General features: G+C 58.8%; 11 protein-coding genes. 1 reads left to right on the forward strand and 10 read right to left on the reverse strand.

Annotation, left to right across the window (positions count from 1 at the left end):
* Nucleotides 1-138 precede the first annotated feature (138 nt).
* From uxuA to B9A24_RS04515, 5 genes are all read right to left on the reverse strand, one after another.
* A complete protein-coding gene (uxuA, locus tag B9A24_RS04495; protein WP_084443982.1) occupies nucleotides 139-1,311 on the reverse strand; it encodes a mannonate dehydratase in 1,173 nt (390 codons plus the stop codon).
* Nucleotides 1,312-1,531: 220 nt separating this feature from the next.
* Nucleotides 1,532-2,353 carry an SDR family oxidoreductase gene (locus B9A24_RS04500; RefSeq protein WP_084443983.1) on the reverse strand — a complete coding sequence of 274 codons (822 nt, stop codon included), beginning with the start codon at nucleotides 2,351-2,353 and terminating at the stop codon, nucleotides 1,532-1,534.
* Nucleotides 2,354-2,423: 70 nt separating this feature from the next.
* A complete protein-coding gene (locus B9A24_RS04505) occupies nucleotides 2,424-4,706 on the reverse strand; it encodes a glycoside hydrolase family 3 N-terminal domain-containing protein (protein WP_234996981.1) in 2,283 nt (760 codons plus the stop codon).
* 90 nt (nucleotides 4,707-4,796) lie between these two features.
* Nucleotides 4,797-5,972, reverse strand: coding sequence for an endo-1,4-beta-xylanase (locus tag B9A24_RS04510; protein ID WP_084443984.1), 1,176 nt, complete (start codon nucleotides 5,970-5,972; stop codon nucleotides 4,797-4,799).
* Nucleotides 5,973-6,071: 99 nt separating this feature from the next.
* Complete coding sequence (locus tag B9A24_RS04515; RefSeq protein ID WP_143434754.1) at nucleotides 6,072-6,407, reverse strand: hypothetical protein; 336 nt, start codon at nucleotides 6,405-6,407, stop codon at nucleotides 6,072-6,074.
* Nucleotides 6,408-7,124: 717 nt separating this feature from the next.
* Between B9A24_RS04515 and B9A24_RS04520 the strand changes: the two genes are divergently transcribed.
* Nucleotides 7,125-8,138 (forward strand): LacI family DNA-binding transcriptional regulator, encoded by a 1,014-nt coding sequence (locus B9A24_RS04520; RefSeq protein ID WP_084443986.1) that lies wholly within the window; start codon nucleotides 7,125-7,127, stop codon nucleotides 8,136-8,138.
* 26 nt (nucleotides 8,139-8,164) lie between these two features.
* Here B9A24_RS04520 and B9A24_RS04525 read toward each other — a convergent pair whose 3' ends face one another.
* From B9A24_RS04525 to B9A24_RS04545, 5 genes are all read right to left on the reverse strand, one after another.
* Entirely contained in the window at nucleotides 8,165-8,620 is a 456-nt protein-coding gene (locus B9A24_RS04525; protein ID WP_084443987.1) for a VOC family protein, read from the reverse strand.
* Between the two features lie 47 nt (nucleotides 8,621-8,667).
* Nucleotides 8,668-9,744, reverse strand: coding sequence for a DUF6807 domain-containing protein (locus B9A24_RS04530; protein ID WP_084443988.1), 1,077 nt, complete (start codon nucleotides 9,742-9,744; stop codon nucleotides 8,668-8,670).
* A 15-nt stretch (nucleotides 9,745-9,759) separates the two neighbouring features.
* Entirely contained in the window at nucleotides 9,760-11,115 is a 1,356-nt protein-coding gene (locus B9A24_RS04535) for a Gfo/Idh/MocA family protein (RefSeq protein WP_084443989.1), read from the reverse strand.
* Between the two features lie 32 nt (nucleotides 11,116-11,147).
* A complete protein-coding gene (locus B9A24_RS04540) occupies nucleotides 11,148-12,533 on the reverse strand; it encodes a 3-keto-disaccharide hydrolase (protein WP_084443990.1) in 1,386 nt (461 codons plus the stop codon).
* 92 nt (nucleotides 12,534-12,625) lie between these two features.
* Nucleotides 12,626-14,278 (reverse strand): RagB/SusD family nutrient uptake outer membrane protein, encoded by a 1,653-nt coding sequence (locus B9A24_RS04545; protein WP_084443991.1) that lies wholly within the window; start codon nucleotides 14,276-14,278, stop codon nucleotides 12,626-12,628.
* Nucleotides 14,279-14,285: the final 7 nt, after the last annotated feature.

The following is a 14,285-nucleotide window of genomic DNA, read 5'->3' on the forward strand; positions in this document are numbered from 1 at the left end:
CCTTATTACGCCTGAACAAGCCGTTGTGACGCTAGTCGGTCTCATTCTATAAGGTCCTCCCTGCGTCAGGATGACAACTAAACAACCTCAGCAACGACGAGACGCAAGTATGCGTCTCTACACCGTTCTGACCCCCAATTATTCTGATGCTAAGCTGCGCGAAATGCCCATTTCCAACCCCCGCAGCTCCGCCAATCCCCGCAGGCGACCGATGGCGGAGTAGCCGGGGTTGGTTTTTTTGTGCAGGTCGTCGAGCATCTGGTGGCCGTGGTCGGGGCGCATGGGCAGGCTCACCTGGCGCTGGCGCATTACGGCTATCAGCTCGCGCATGACGGCGTACATATCTACGTCGCCCTCCAGGTGGTTGGCTTCGTAAAAATCGCCCCCCAGGTCGCGCTGGGTGCTGCGCAGATGGATAAAGTGAATGCGCTCGGCAAACTGGCGCACCATCTGCGGCAGGTCGTTGTCGGCCCGTACGCCGAAGGAGCCGGTGCAGAAGCACAGGCCGTTGTGCAGGGAAGGCACGGCCGTGGCTAAGGCTTCCACGTCGGCGGCCGTGCTTACCACGCGCGGCAACCCCAGAATAGGGTAGGGCGGGTCGTCGGGGTGAATGGCTAAGTTCACACCTACTTCCTCGGCTACCGGCACAATGGCTTGCAAAAACAGAATCAGGTGGTGGCGAAGCTGCGCCGCGTCGATGCCGTCGTAGGCATCCAGCGCCTGCTGAAATTGGGCGAGCGTGAAGCTTTCCTCGCTGCCGGGCAGGCCGGCAATGATGTTGCGTTCCAGCTGGTGCCGCTCCGCATCGCTCATAGCCGTTAAGCGCGCCTCAGCCCGCGCCACTTCTTCGGGAGTATATTCCTGTGCTGCTCCACGCCGCTTTAGAAGCAGAGCATCGAAGGCAACAAAAGTATCTTTCTCGAAGCGCAAAGCTTTGGAGCCGTCTTCTATTTCGTAGGCCAGATCCGTGCGTGTCCAGTCTAGCACGGGCATGAAGTTGTAGGTGACGGTGTGAATGCCGCAGGCTGCCAGATTGCGCAGGCTTTGCTGGTAGTTGGCAATGTATTGCTCGAAATTACCCGTGCGGGTTTTAATTTGCTCATGCACGGGCACGCTTTCTACCACGCTCCACGTCAGGCCCGCGGCGGCTACTTCGGCCTGCCGTTGCTGGATGTCGGCCACCGGCCATACTTCGCCATTAGGTATATAGTGCAGGGCCGACACCACATCGGTAGCGCCGGCCTGACGAATATCGGAGAGGCTGACCGGGTCGTTGGGGCCGTACCAGCGCCAGCTTTGAATGATAGGCATAGATTAGAACTACAATTCGTTTGTCATGCAGAGCAGAGCGAAGCATCTCTGCCGCTTCGTTGCAATACCGTTGAGATTAGTAACCAGTAGAGATGCTTCGACAAGCGGACGCTAGATTAAGCATGATCGCCTTTTTAGTAGAAGTCAGCACCACAACATCAGCCCGCGAGATGCCTCGCTGCGCTCTGCATGATGTTCTTTTAAACACATTAACGGCTAATTATACGCCGCTGTATGCATTGAAGCCACCATCTACTAATATCGTTTCGCCGCTCACAAAACGCGAAGCATCACTTAGTAAATAGATGAGCGTGCCAGTCAGCTCCTCCGGCACGCCGAAGCGCTGGTAGGGCGTGTGGGCAATGAATTTGCGGGCGCGCTCGGTGGGGTTGCCGTTTGTATCTACCAATAACGAGCGGTTTTGCTCGGTCAGAAATACGCCGGGGGCAATGGCGTTCATGCGTAGCGCGCCGCCGTAGCGCAGGCCCAACTCCACGGCCATCCACTGGGTATAGGCTTCCACGGCTTTTTTGGCCATCGTGTAGCCCAGCACCCGCGTGAGGGGCCGCTGGGCAGTAAGGGACGAGATATTGACGATGGAGCCCCGGCCTTTTTCGGCCATCACGCGCCCGAATACCGTGGTTGGGATGACGGTGCCGAACAGGTTCAGGTCCACGGCCTGGCGGGTCTGCTCAATGCTGAGGTCGAATAAATCCTGGTCGGGGCCGACGTTGGCGCCGGGCAAATTGCCCCCTGCCGCGTTCACCAAGCCGTCAATAGTGCCCCAGGTGGCTACGATTTCTTCGCAGGCGGCCTGCATTTTTTCTTTGTCCAGCACATCGGTCAGCACCGCTATTGCTTCGCCGCCGCCGGCCCGGATGGCCGCGACGCGGGCCGCCGCCCGCGTCGCGTCGCGGCCGAGCACCACTACTTTGGCACCCGCCTCGGCCACTGCCAGCGACAGGGCCTCGCCGAGCACCCCGGTAGCGCCTGTGATGACAATGACCTTACCGTGCAGGGAAAACTGGTCGAGAGAGGACATAGGGCGGGATGTAAGAGCGGGAGAAGCGGTGGGCACCGCTGGGGTGAATAAAGACATAGCCAACGAGTGCTTACGGTACTAACGTCAATTTGCTCTCCAACCGAATATCGTCGGATGCTGAGCCAATCATCAGTTGAAACTCGCCGGGCTCCGCGGCCCATTGCAGCTGCTGGTTGTAGAAGGCAAGCTTGTCCTGGTCGATGGTAAACGTAACGGTTTGGGTTTCGCCCGGCTTGAGGCTGATTTTTTTGAAATCCTTCAGCTCCTTCAACGGCCGCGCCACCGAGGCCACCATATCGCGCAGATAAAGCTGCACTACTTCCTCACCAGCGCGCTGGCCTGTATTGGTTACCGTAAATTGCACCTGCACCGTTTGGCCGGCACTCATGCTTAGCTGGCTGATTTTCAAGTTGTCATACTTAAACGTAGTGTAGCTCAGCCCGTGCCCGAAAGCGTAGCGCGGCGTATTGGGCGCGTCGATGTACGCCGATTTGTATCGAATGTCGCCGGGCTTGGTGACGGGTCGGCCGGTGCTGTATTGCTGGTAGCTAATCGGAATTTGCCCCCCAGACTGCGGAAACGTAGACGGCAGCTTGCCCGACGGATTATACTCGCCATACAACACATTGGCCAGTGCCGTGCCGCTCTCCGAACCCGGCCACCAGCCGTACAAAATGGCGTCGGCCTGGTCGGCAATGGCGTTAAAAATAAGCGGGCGGCCCGCCATGATGATGACCACAATGGGCTTGCCGGTAGCTTTCAGGGTCTGAAACAACTCTTCCTGCACACCGGGCAAATGAATGTCGGCGCGCGACTTAGCCTCGCCGCTCATATCCCAGGTTTCGCCCACGGTCAGCACCACTACGTCGGCGGCTTTGGCGGTTTCTACTGCTTGCGCGAAGCCGGCGCGAGAGTCGCCCAGCACCTCGCAGCCTTTGGTATAGAGCACCTGGGGGGCATTTTTGCCGCCGCGCTTCGTCAGGCCGTCATATACGGAGGTAATCTGGGTGGTGTCAGCCAGCACAATCCAGCTGCCGGCGAGGTCGCGCTTGGCCTTGGTCAGTGGGCCGATAAGGGCGATTTTGCGCTGCGGGGCCAGCGGAAGCATGTTCTTATCGTTCTTCAGCAACACGATGGATTTCTGCGCCATCTGGCGGGCGGCCACGCGGTGCTGGGGGTCGCTGAGGACCTTTTTTTCGCGCTTCGCATCCGAGAATTTGTACGGGTCATCGAACAAGCCCAATTCGAACTTCTTCCTCAGAATGCGGCGCACGGCATCATCCACAAGCCCTACGTCCGCTTTGCCATCCTTCACCAATTGCGCCAATGAAGCAGAGTAAGCATCGCTTTCTATGTCCATGTCGCTGCCGGCGGTTATGGCTTTCTGGGCGGCGGCGGCTTTATCCAAAGCATAGCCCCAGGGCACCATTTCCTTAATTGAGCCCCAATCGCTCACCACAAAGCCGGGGTATTTCCACTGGCCTTTCAGAATGTCGCGCTGCAAATAGCTGTTGCCGGTGGCCGGAATACCGTTCAGGGTATTAAAGGAGTTCATAAACGTGGCTACGCCCGCATCGGCTGCCGCTTTGAAGGGCGGCAAATACACCTCCCAGAGCTGCTGCTCGCTCATATCCACTACGTTATAGTCGCGGCCGGCCAGGGCGGCACCGTAGGCGGCGAAGTGCTTGGCGCAGGCCATAATGGCATCGGTGCCGCCCAGCTTCTCGCCCTGAAAACCCAGGACGCGAGCTTTGGCAATCTGGGAGCCGAGGTAAGCGTCTTCGCCCGCGCCTTCCATCACGCGGCCCCAGCGCGGGTCGCGGCCCACATCTACCATCGGCGCAAACGTCCAGTGAATACCCGAGGCCGCCGCCTCGCGGCCCGCTACGTGCGCCGATTCGCGGATGGCCGCCAGGTCCCAGGAAGCCGCTTCGCCCAACGGAATCGGGAAAACGGTCTGGTAGCCGTGAATAACATCGAGGCTGAACAGCAGCGGAATTTTCAGCCGCGACTTTAAGGCTTCGGCCTGAATAGCGTGGGTGTCGGCTACGCCTTTCACGTTCAGCATAGACCCCACCTGCCCGCTCCGAATGCTGTTGAGCAAGTCGGTTTTGCGGTTGCTGGCCGGCCCCGTCAGCTCGCGACCTGAATATTGGTTGAGCTGGCCAACTTTCTCCTCCAGAGTCATCTGGGCCAGCAAGCTGCTGACGCGTTGCTCAATAGTAGCCGCCGTGGGGGCTTTTTCTGCGCCAGCACGGTCGGGCCGGCGAAAAGCAGCGAGCCTAAAAGCAGGTAGTTGTGAAGTGGTAGGCGCATTCTGTTGGTATAAAAAGTCGCCGTTGAAGGGCGACAACAAATGATAATATGTTCACTGGCGGCCACGGGCCACAGCTTTTCAATCAGCATCGGCGCATTTCACCCACCAAGGCGGCCGACGCGTGAATTACTGAAAAGCTGCTTTCCCATTTCCCAATGTGGCCCGTGGCCGCCAAGTGAACATAGAAGCACGGGCCTCTCTCAAGCCCGCACTAGTGCTTGTTGATTGTAAAGCCTCCACAATGCCGTCGTAGGCAGGCTTGCGTTGGTAGTTTTCGTCGAAGGGCAGGGGCCAATCTGGGCAGCTGCAGTAGCCGCGCACCCAGGTATCCGCGTCGCCCACGTTCCAGGTAGTGATGCCGTAGCGCTGGGCCGCCGGCAGCGCCTTGAATGCTTGCACGACGGCTCTGTATTTGTCTTTCTGGGCGGCGGCCAGCGCCGGGGTAAACGTGGCCGTAGTCAACGCATCCCGGTTCATTGCAATGTCCAGCTCCGCCAGGTGCACCTTCAGCCCGGTTTGAGCAGCCGTAGTGATGGCGGTAGCCAGATTGCTATTGGAAATATTGCTGCTAGTATGCATTTGCAGTCCAATACCATGAATAGGTACGCCTCTGGTCTTCAGGCTATTTACCAGGCTTAGAATAGCTGTTCGCTTGGTGGTGCTGTACTCGTGGCCGTAGTCATTGTAGAAAAGCAACGCAGCGGGGTTGGCCTGGTGAGCGTACTCAAAGGCCCGCGCGATGTAGTCGTCGCCGAGCTTTTGCCGCCAGATGCTGTTGCGCAGCTGCCCATCATCTTCAAACGCTTCATTCACGACATCCCACGCCGCCACTTTGCCTTTAAAGTGCGTTACAACCGTCTGGATATGGGTTTTCATCAGGTTCTCCCAAGTCGCCGTGCTGTCCTGGTAGCTGGTCACCCAACCAGGCAGCGACTTGTACCAGATGAGTGTGTGGCCGTGCACGCGGGCGTTATTCTGCTGCGCAAAGTCAACCAAATAGTCAGCGTCGGTCCAGTTGTAGACCGCCTCGCTGGGGTGCAGCGCGCCAAATTTCATGGCGTTTTCGGCCGTCACGCTGTTGTACTCGGTCTTTACCACGTTCAGGTAAGCGGGCCGCGTTTTCAGCAGGTTGATATTCACTGCGGCACCTATCGGGAAGGGTGCCAGCTGCCGCAGCGTGGTGCTGGGGGGCGTTTTTGGCGGCGTGGGCGTTGGGATGGGTATTGCCTGCGTCTTCTCCTTATCGCCGCATTGCAGGAGCAGTAGCAAAGCCAGACTACCGAGTAGGGCGTTGGTTTTCATGGGCAATTACGGAAAAAACAACTGGTGAAAGGTGGATGCTGACGGCGCTTCAGACACCCGGAAAACAGCCTGGTCTGCTGCTCGAATAAGCAGCCTGAATCAGGGCTGGCGTTTGTCGAAAAAGTCGGCCAGGGAGTACATCTGCTGGTTCAGCTCGCGCATCTTATCCAGCAATGGTTTGTAGGGCTCCAGGTAGTTGTTCACAATACCCTTGTTGGCGTTGGTGTTCGATGGCTCCGCGCCCACGATGGTGGGGTCGTTGTCCTGGTACTTGAACCAGTGCCAGCCCACGCAATTCTTCGATTCCAGCAAGCCCAGGGTGAAATTCTGGTAAAAAAGCCCCCTGTCCTCTTGGGTCTTCACTACCCAGCCGGCACCAGCAGTGTTGGCCAGTTCAGGAGCGTCCTCGCCCTTCACGTATCGTTCCGTCACCATAAAGGGCTTGCCGGCCAGCCTTCGCCGCGCTCATCGATTACCCGACCAGTGATGGTCACATCAGCTAGCAGGCCTGAGGTAACGCTAGGCAAAACAGCCGCCGGAGCGGCCAGGAGACCATTACTAAAACCGAGGCCGAGTACCGGCAGCAGTATCAGCGGCCTTGTAACCCAACGCAACGGTTGAAAGTGTAAAGTACAAATCATGGATGTGTGGAAATTGTTGTTGAGCAAAAACCAGGGGGGACACTTGCTGCCAGTAATAGGTGACAGCGGTTTCAGGGGCACGGCCGATAACCGAACAGTAAATATTTCAATTATGAGCGCTGGGGGGGAGCTTATTCTGTTGGAATAAGAGATGTTGGCGAACGGCGTAGAAGCCGGCGAATAAGGTAGAATTCAACTTTTTCTTCGAATGCTTCGCTCTGCTAAGTACCGTACATTTAGCAATCAAATCATCTATAAGGGCCCTGTTTATCTACGTAAACGTTTACATAGCTTCGGGAGGAAGTGAAGCTAAAAACTCTGGAAAGAAGAGCATTGCCGTGGATAGATACGTAGTTGTGATAGTGCTATTTAAGGTCGCTGTCGATACCCGCCTTAGGCCTTGCGATATGATTTATCATTGTTTATAATGCGTTAGCTTTACTCAGCTGAGCAGTTTTCCTTTTATTTCACCTTCACATTCGTCCGTTTTCAGCTCCATTCAAGCGTTTTGATGAACCAAGTAAATTTGAAACGGCTGGCGCAGGAACTGAACCTATCGATTGCCACGGTTTCCCGGGCGCTGCAGGATAGCTACGAGGTGTCGTCGCAAACCAAGGAGCGGGTGAAGGCCCTGGCCGCCGAACTCAACTACGAGCCCAACGCCTACGCCAGCAGCCTGCGGCGCAACATCAGCAAAACCATTGGCGTGGTCGTTCCGGAGGTGAATAATCACTTCTTCTCGCTGGTAATCAACGGCATCGAGGAAGTAGCCCATCAGAGCGGCTACCACGTTCTCATCTACCTCACCCACGACGACTACGAGCGGGAGGTGGCCATCACGCAGTACCTGACCGGGGGGCGGGTAGATGGCCTGCTCATGTCGGTGGCCAGCGAGAGCCAGAAGTTCGCGCACCTGCAAAAGCTGTATGTCAGTAAGCCGGCCATCGTTTTTTTCGACCGGGTGTGCGAAGCCATAGCCACGGCCAACGTGACCACCAACGACTACGAGAGCGGCTACCTGGCTACCCGGCACCTGATCGAAGCCGGCTGCCGCCACATCGCGTATCTGCTGGTTTCGGGCAACCTGTCCATCGGGCGAATCCGGATGCAGGGCTACCAAGCGGCGCTCCGCGACCACGGCCTCCCGTATGATGACACGTTGGTCGTGAGCGACGACGGCGACGACGAGCGCAACACCGCGCGGATTATGGACCTGCTGCGCCGCCGCCCCGAAGTAGATGGCATTTTTGCCTCCGTCGAGCACCTGGCCATCAGCAGCTACCACGCCTGCCACGCCCTGGGCCGCGCGATTCCCGCTGAGGTCAAAATTATTGGCTTTTCCAATCTGGGGGTTGCCGCGCTGCTGGCCCCGGCCCTGACCACCATCACGCAGCCCGCCTACGAGATGGGCAAGGCCGCCGCCCAGATCCTGCTGTGCGCCATCGAGAAGAAGCGGGCCATTTCGCCCGGCCAGAGCCTGGTATTGAAATCGGAGCTGTTTGCGCGCCGGTCTACGGCCTCCTGAGCCCGGCATTTTGCCCCCCAGCCCTATTATTTGGCATCATTGATTTCAATCCAGTAGCCATCCGGGTCCTGCAGGTAAATCTGTTTTACCCCGTCAATTCTGGTGGTCGGTATTTTACTGTCGCCCTTCAGGTTGGTATAGGCTACGTTCCGCTTTTCCAGGTGCGTGATAAAGCCGCTGAGGGAGGCCACGCTGAAGCACAGGTGCGTATTCTTATTCTCCAGCAGCGGGCAGCCCCGCTGGATGATGTGCAGCTGCAGCGCCGGCCCCATGCTGAACCAGGCATGAATTCCATCATTAAAGGGATTGGCGATTTCTTCCAGCTTCAGGGCGCTCCGGTAAAAATCAGTGCTTTTCTTCAGGTCTTTCACGCAGATGGCCGCATGATTAAAGTGCGGAATATCAGCCTTATTTACTTGCGCGGTGGTAATCCGGGGGGCAATTAGGGCAACAGTAAACAGCAGAAAAAAGACGTTTTTCATCAGGCAGAATCAGTTGATAAGCACTCGTGCGGAGGTAAGCGTAAACGCTAGTTGTTTTTGCTGGTAGCGAGGCTCCTTTTGCCGAAGTCCGCGGCCATCTCGCTTAGCTGACTACCCGAAAGCGTAGTGGGGCCCGCGTCAATCACCACCCGGTAGCGAAACGTGACTGACTCGCCCTTTTTGAGGTGGAGGTTTTTGGCTGATTTTCCGTTGGTAAAAATCTTTTCGCCCAGCGGGTTGGCGGCAAACAGGCCGTAGCCACGGGCGTGCCAGAAGGTCGGATAGTTCGGGTTTTTAGGATGGTCGATGATGGCGATGCTGACCGAGTCCGAGCCTATTTTGCCAAATACCTTGCACCAGGCTCCGCGCGTACTCCAGGCGTCGTTACCGCGCTGGCCGGCGCTGGTCAGGTAGTTGCCCGTGGCCAGCTGGTCCGTGCCGCCCTTCACTACCGTCACGTTGCCTTTATCGTCCGTAAACTTCTGGTCCTGGTCGGTGGGCATTTGCAGCTCGTGGGCCAGGCGCAGCCCGATCAGCCCATCCTTCGCGTCGTTGAAGGTTACGTCCGTGTTGGCTTTCAGCGTGGTAACCCGGTCAATCAAACGCTGGCGGCCCGCGCCGCTGAATTCAAACCGGGTCGTTTCTTCCAGCAGCACCTCATTTTGCTGGTTGGTCCAGTTGGCGTGATAGGCCAGCGCGCCCGTAGGGCCGCTGGTGGTTTCCAGAATGCGGTCAGTTTTGATCCAGCCATAGGACGCTTTTTTCGCCGCCGGAATGGCGTAGGAATTATTCCAGAAATCGAGGCCGTTCACGTTCTCAAAATTCAGCCACAGCCCGAGGTGGTGGGGGTGGTCGGTGGGGTCGCCGGCCTTCGGCTGAACCGGAAAACCCCGCGTCACGACCGTGCCGCCCGCCGCCCGCAGCGGGTACAAAACCGGTTTTTCCAGCGTATCCGGGTACAAAAAGCTGGTGAACAGATGCTGGCCCACGTACACGTCGATCTTCTTTTGCCGCGCGTCCCCCCGGATCACCCGCACGGCCTCCTTCTGCTGGGCCGGGGCCGCGGAAAAGGCAAGCACGGTCAGCAGCCCGGCCCCAAGCCAGGAAAGAAAAGGATTTACCATTGGGTTGGGCCGGGCCTAATAAGTGAAAATTTTGCCCCCCACCATTACTTCCTGGGTTTTATCGTCAAACGTGGCCTTCTGGCCCGTCCGGGCGGCGGCGGTGGTCATGATGTTGGCAATGGAGTGGCTGTAGCCGGCCTCTACGGGCGCGTGCGGCGCTTTGCGGCTGCGCACGCTCTCCATCCAGTTGCGGACGTGGTTGGAGGTCAGCGTATCGCCCCCGGTGTTGGCCGACGCGACGACCACTTCGGTGCTGGACAAGCTCATTTCCGGCAGCAGATTGGCCTGCATCTGCATGGCCTCGGCAAACTTCTTATTCAGGCCGCCGCGGGGCGATACCTGATTGGTAATCAGGTTCAGCTCGCCGCCGTTGGAATAGTAGATCTCAGCCGGGCGCTCGTCGCCGTTGTGCATCCGCGAGCCAAACGTCACCTGGAAGCCGGTGGTCGGGTCGTTCAGGGGGCCATAGTCAAACACGGCCGTCAGGGTGTCCCAGTTGCGGCGGCCGTCCTTCCACATATAAATGCCGCCGTTGGCCACCACGCTGCGCGGGTGCGGCAGGCCGGTAAACCAATGCACGGTGTCAATCTGGTGGCTCATCCACTGGCCGGGCAGGCCGGAGGAGTAGGGCCAGAACAGCCGGTACTCCAGGTACTTGCGCGGGTCGAAGGCCTCGGCGGGACGGTTCATCAGATACCGCTTCCAGTCCACATCCGATTCCTTGAGCTGGGCCACCAGCGCCGGGCGGCGCCACCGGCCGGGCTGGTTCACGTTCCAGGTCAGCTCCACCATCGTGATGGGGCCGAACTTGCCCGACTTGATAAAGTCGTTGGCCGCGTGGTAGTTGTTGCCGCTGCGGCGCTGGGAGCCAATCTGGATGATGCGGTCGGAGGCTTTAATGACTTTCAGGGCGGCCCGGTTGTCTTCCATCGTTTCGGCGAAGGGCTTTTCCACGTAGGCGTCGCAGCCGGCCTTCACGGCCTCAATGGCGTGCAGGGCGTGCTGAAAATCGGCGGTGCCGATGAATACCGCGTCCACAGCCTTTTTGGCGTACATCTCTTCGTTGTTGCGATACGCCGCCACGTCGTGGCCCAGCTTTTCCTTCCAGGCCGCCGCGCCTTCTTCCCGCCGCTGCTTCCAGATATCGGACACAGCCACCACGTCGAAGTTCAGCTCCTTGTAGTGATTCATAAAGCAGGGCATATGTGAGCCCTTGTGCCGGTCCGAGAAGCCAACCACTCCGACGCGCACCCGGTCGTTGGCCCCAATAATGCGCTTGTAGCTGCTGGCCGACCAGCTGACTTGGGAAAACAGCACCCCGGCACTGGCCAGGGCCGTTTGCTTGATAAATTGACGACGTTCGGTAGACATGAGAAGTTGATTTAGGGTGAGAGCGGGGGCAATTACTTCAGCTCCTTGATTTTAATGCTGCGGAAGGAAGCCAGATTGCCATGATCTTGCAGCAGAATGTGGCCGGCCGCTGCCTCCCCGAAGTTCGGCCAGACCTTGTACTTGCTCTGGGCCACCAGGTCGCGGAACTCCGGGGAGCCGCGCGTGTATTCCAGCACTTTCGCCCCGTTCAGGTAGTGCTCTACCCGGTTGTCGGGGTATACCACCACGCGGCCCACGTTCCACTCGCCGATGGGGTGAATGAAGCGCGGATTCTTGTCGGCTTTCTTTAAATCATATAAGGAAGCCAGGGTCCGGTTGCCGTCGCGGCCGAGCTTAGCGTCGGGGTGCAGAGCATCGTCGAGCACCTGGTACTCCAGGCCGATGGCCGAGCCTTCGGTCTTCTCGTCCAGGGTCACGAAGTATTTTACGCCACTGTTGGCCCCCGGCGTCAGCTTAAACTCGAAGGACAGATCGAAGGCCTTGTACTGGTCCTTGGTCACGATGTCGCCGCCGTTGGCCGCCTCCTTGCCCTCCGACGACAGCACCGTCAGGGTGCCGTCTTTGGTTTGCCAGCCCTGGGCCGGAAACGTGGCGGCTTTGGCACTGCGCCAGCCCGCCGGGGTTTTGCCATCATAGAGCAGCTTCCAGCCGTGCTCTTTCTCGTAGGCCGTCAGCGTGTTGGGCACGAAGTTGACCACGTAGATGTCGACCGGGAAGGGACTGGGCTTCAGGTCTGTGGTCTTGATTTTGATGTTTTTGAAGTAGACTTTTTTGCCCGCCTGCTCCTGGGTCGTGATGCCGTGTACCTGCAGGCCGATAAAGCCTTTTGGGTCAATAGGATCGACTACATACGCCACGGGCGTACCGTTGATCCAGGTTTTCATCTCATTGCCCAGGCACTCCACCTTGATGTGGTTGTACTGACCCACCTTGAAAAGCGGCTTGGCCTTGGGGTTCAGATCCAGCGGATATAGCCACTGCCGCCGCGCCTCATCATAAATGCCCCCCGACCAGCTCCGCGCCGAAGGATCAATCTCCACCTGCCGGCCATAGACCTTGCCCTCCGGTCCGGGGGCCCCGAAGTGGCTGCGCGTCTGCACGCCCGAGTTGCTCACCGCGCTTTCGATCATCAGGTCCAGCTCCAGCTGAAAGTCGCCGTACTCTTTCTCCGTGACCAGGAAGGTGTTGCCCGAATTCATGACGGTGGTGCCCACGATGGCGCCGTTTTCCACCTTGTAGTCGGCCGTGCCGGCTAGGCGCTTCCAGCCCTTCAGGGTCTTGCCATCGAACAGGTTCTGCCAGGCGTCGGCGGCAGCGGCGGCCGCGGCCGGCTGGGGCGGGGCGAAAGTCAGAGCCGCCAGCACGCAGCCGGCAATCAGGGAGGTAGGTTTTTTCAAGGAATTGAGTTGATGAAGTGTATACTTCGGTTAGGTTAAACTACTGAAGCTTCGGCTGTGAGCCTGCTGGGGGGCTTTTTCTGTCTGCGCCCTCAATAGCCAGGGTTCTGGGGGAAAGCCGCCGCGCCGCCGGCCGTGCGGTCGATCTGGTCCTGCGGGATGGGGCGCAGCACGTGGAAAGGGCGGATGTTGGCCGCCGCGTCGGGGTTGTACAGGCGCACCCGCTCCACCAGTACGCCCCAGCGCTTGAGGTCGAACCAGCGGAACATCTCGCCCAGAAGCTCCCGCTCGCGCTCTTCCATGATGAAATCCATGGTCAGCTGGCCGGCCGTTATCTGCATGGCGGCTTCTTTGCCCGGAAAGGCTGCCCGCCGCCGCACGGCGTTGATAAAGGGCAATGCCTCGGCGGGCTTACTCATTCTGAGCAACGCTTCCGCCGCGATAAGCTGGGTTTCGGCCAGCCGGAACATCAGAAAATCGCGGCTGCCGTTCGTGTAGGTCAGATCGGGCCGCAAGGGGTCCAGAAACTTGAGCAGGGTCGGGAAGAGGTTGGGCCGGTACAGGCTTGGCACCAGCACCTGATAGGGCTTGCGGGCCCGCTGCGCCAGCGTCCACTCCACGCCGGGCAGGTAGATGGCCGTGTCGCCGGTGGCGTAGGTGACCCGCGTTTTGGAGTTGTCAAACAGGTTGGTGAACGTGCCCGGATTATTGGACAAGTAAGTGCTACGGAAGCTTTTCTGGTAACGCGAGTCGTTGGCGCGGTCAGCGAAAATCGTATTGAGCGTGTAGGTAGTGGGGCGAAAGCGCTTGAAGGGCCGGCCGTAGAAAATGTCGCGCCGCATCCCGGCCTGCACGTCGTATTCCATTCCGAAGTACAAATGGGTCTCGTTGCCCGCGCCGTTGGTGGTGGGGTCGGAGGTGTACTGGGTGGCAAAAATCACCTCGTCGCTGATCTCGCCGGCCCCCTGGGCAAATACGTTGGCAAAATCGGGCAGCAGGCGGTACGAGTAGTTTTTGATGACGTTCTGGGCGTAGGTGGCCGCCTGGGCGTAGTCGTTGGGGGCGGCGGCCTCGGAGGTGGCTTTGGTCAGGTACACGCGGGCCAGCAGATGCTCGCAGGCGCCTTTGGTGGCGCGGCCGTAGTCGGAGGTGGGCGCGGCCAGGTCCGGCAGCGCCGTTTCCAGGTCACTGATAATGGCAGCGTACACTTCCGGCACCGGCGTGCGCGTAGCTTCTTTCGTAGCCTTGGTATTCTGGCTCAGCACCAGCGGCACGGCCCCGTACATTTGTACCAGCACGAAATAGTGGTGGGCCCGCAGAAACTTTACCTCGGCCACCCGGCGCTTTTTGGTGGCCTCGTCGATGCCCGTCACGTTGGCGGCCTGGTCGATGACGGCATTGGCCGTATTGATGCCCAGATAAAACGAATTCCAGATGTCGGCCACGAACGGGGTCCGGCTGTCAAACTGGGTCGTGTACTGATTCACGTACTTAAAGGAGCCGTCGGCGCCCATCGTGTAGGTGTCGGTGCCAAACACGGTCATGGTCATGGCGCTTTCCCGGCCATAAAAATCGCGCAGCGAAGCATACACGGCCCGCACGGCCGCGTCGAAGCCGGCAGCCGTGGTGATGTACTCCGAGCCGACCTGCGACACCACGCGCTCCTCTAGCAGGTCCTTGCAGGACTGGCTGCCCAGCAACAGCATCGCGGCCAAGAGCAACTTACTATGTTTCAAAAGCTTCATATTGAAA

The organism is Hymenobacter roseosalivarius DSM 11622 (genome assembly GCF_900176135.1).
GTDB lineage: Bacteria > Bacteroidota > Bacteroidia > Cytophagales > Hymenobacteraceae > Hymenobacter > Hymenobacter roseosalivarius.

What these genes read in the sequence shown, in the direction of transcription:
- B9A24_RS04500 (WP_084443983.1), bottom strand. Translation starts at nt 2,353, where the DNA reads ATGTCCTCTCTCGACCAGTTTTCCCTGCACGGTAAGGTCATTGTCATC.
- B9A24_RS04520 (WP_084443986.1), top strand. Translation starts at nt 7,125, where the DNA reads ATGAACCAAGTAAATTTGAAACGGCTGGCGCAGGAACTGAACCTATCG.
- B9A24_RS04525 (WP_084443987.1), bottom strand. Translation starts at nt 8,620, where the DNA reads ATGAAAAACGTCTTTTTTCTGCTGTTTACTGTTGCCCTAATTGCCCCC.
- B9A24_RS04515 (WP_143434754.1), bottom strand. Translation starts at nt 6,407, where the DNA reads ATGGTGACGGAACGATACGTGAAGGGCGAGGACGCTCCTGAACTGGCC.
- B9A24_RS04545 (WP_084443991.1), bottom strand. Translation starts at nt 14,278, where the DNA reads ATGAAGCTTTTGAAACATAGTAAGTTGCTCTTGGCCGCGATGCTGTTG.
- uxuA (WP_084443982.1), bottom strand. Translation starts at nt 1,311, where the DNA reads ATGCCTATCATTCAAAGCTGGCGCTGGTACGGCCCCAACGACCCGGTC.
- B9A24_RS04535 (WP_084443989.1), bottom strand. Translation starts at nt 11,115, where the DNA reads ATGTCTACCGAACGTCGTCAATTTATCAAGCAAACGGCCCTGGCCAGT.
- B9A24_RS04510 (WP_084443984.1), bottom strand. Translation starts at nt 5,972, where the DNA reads ATGAAAACCAACGCCCTACTCGGTAGTCTGGCTTTGCTACTGCTCCTG.
- B9A24_RS04530 (WP_084443988.1), bottom strand. Translation starts at nt 9,744, where the DNA reads ATGGTAAATCCTTTTCTTTCCTGGCTTGGGGCCGGGCTGCTGACCGTG.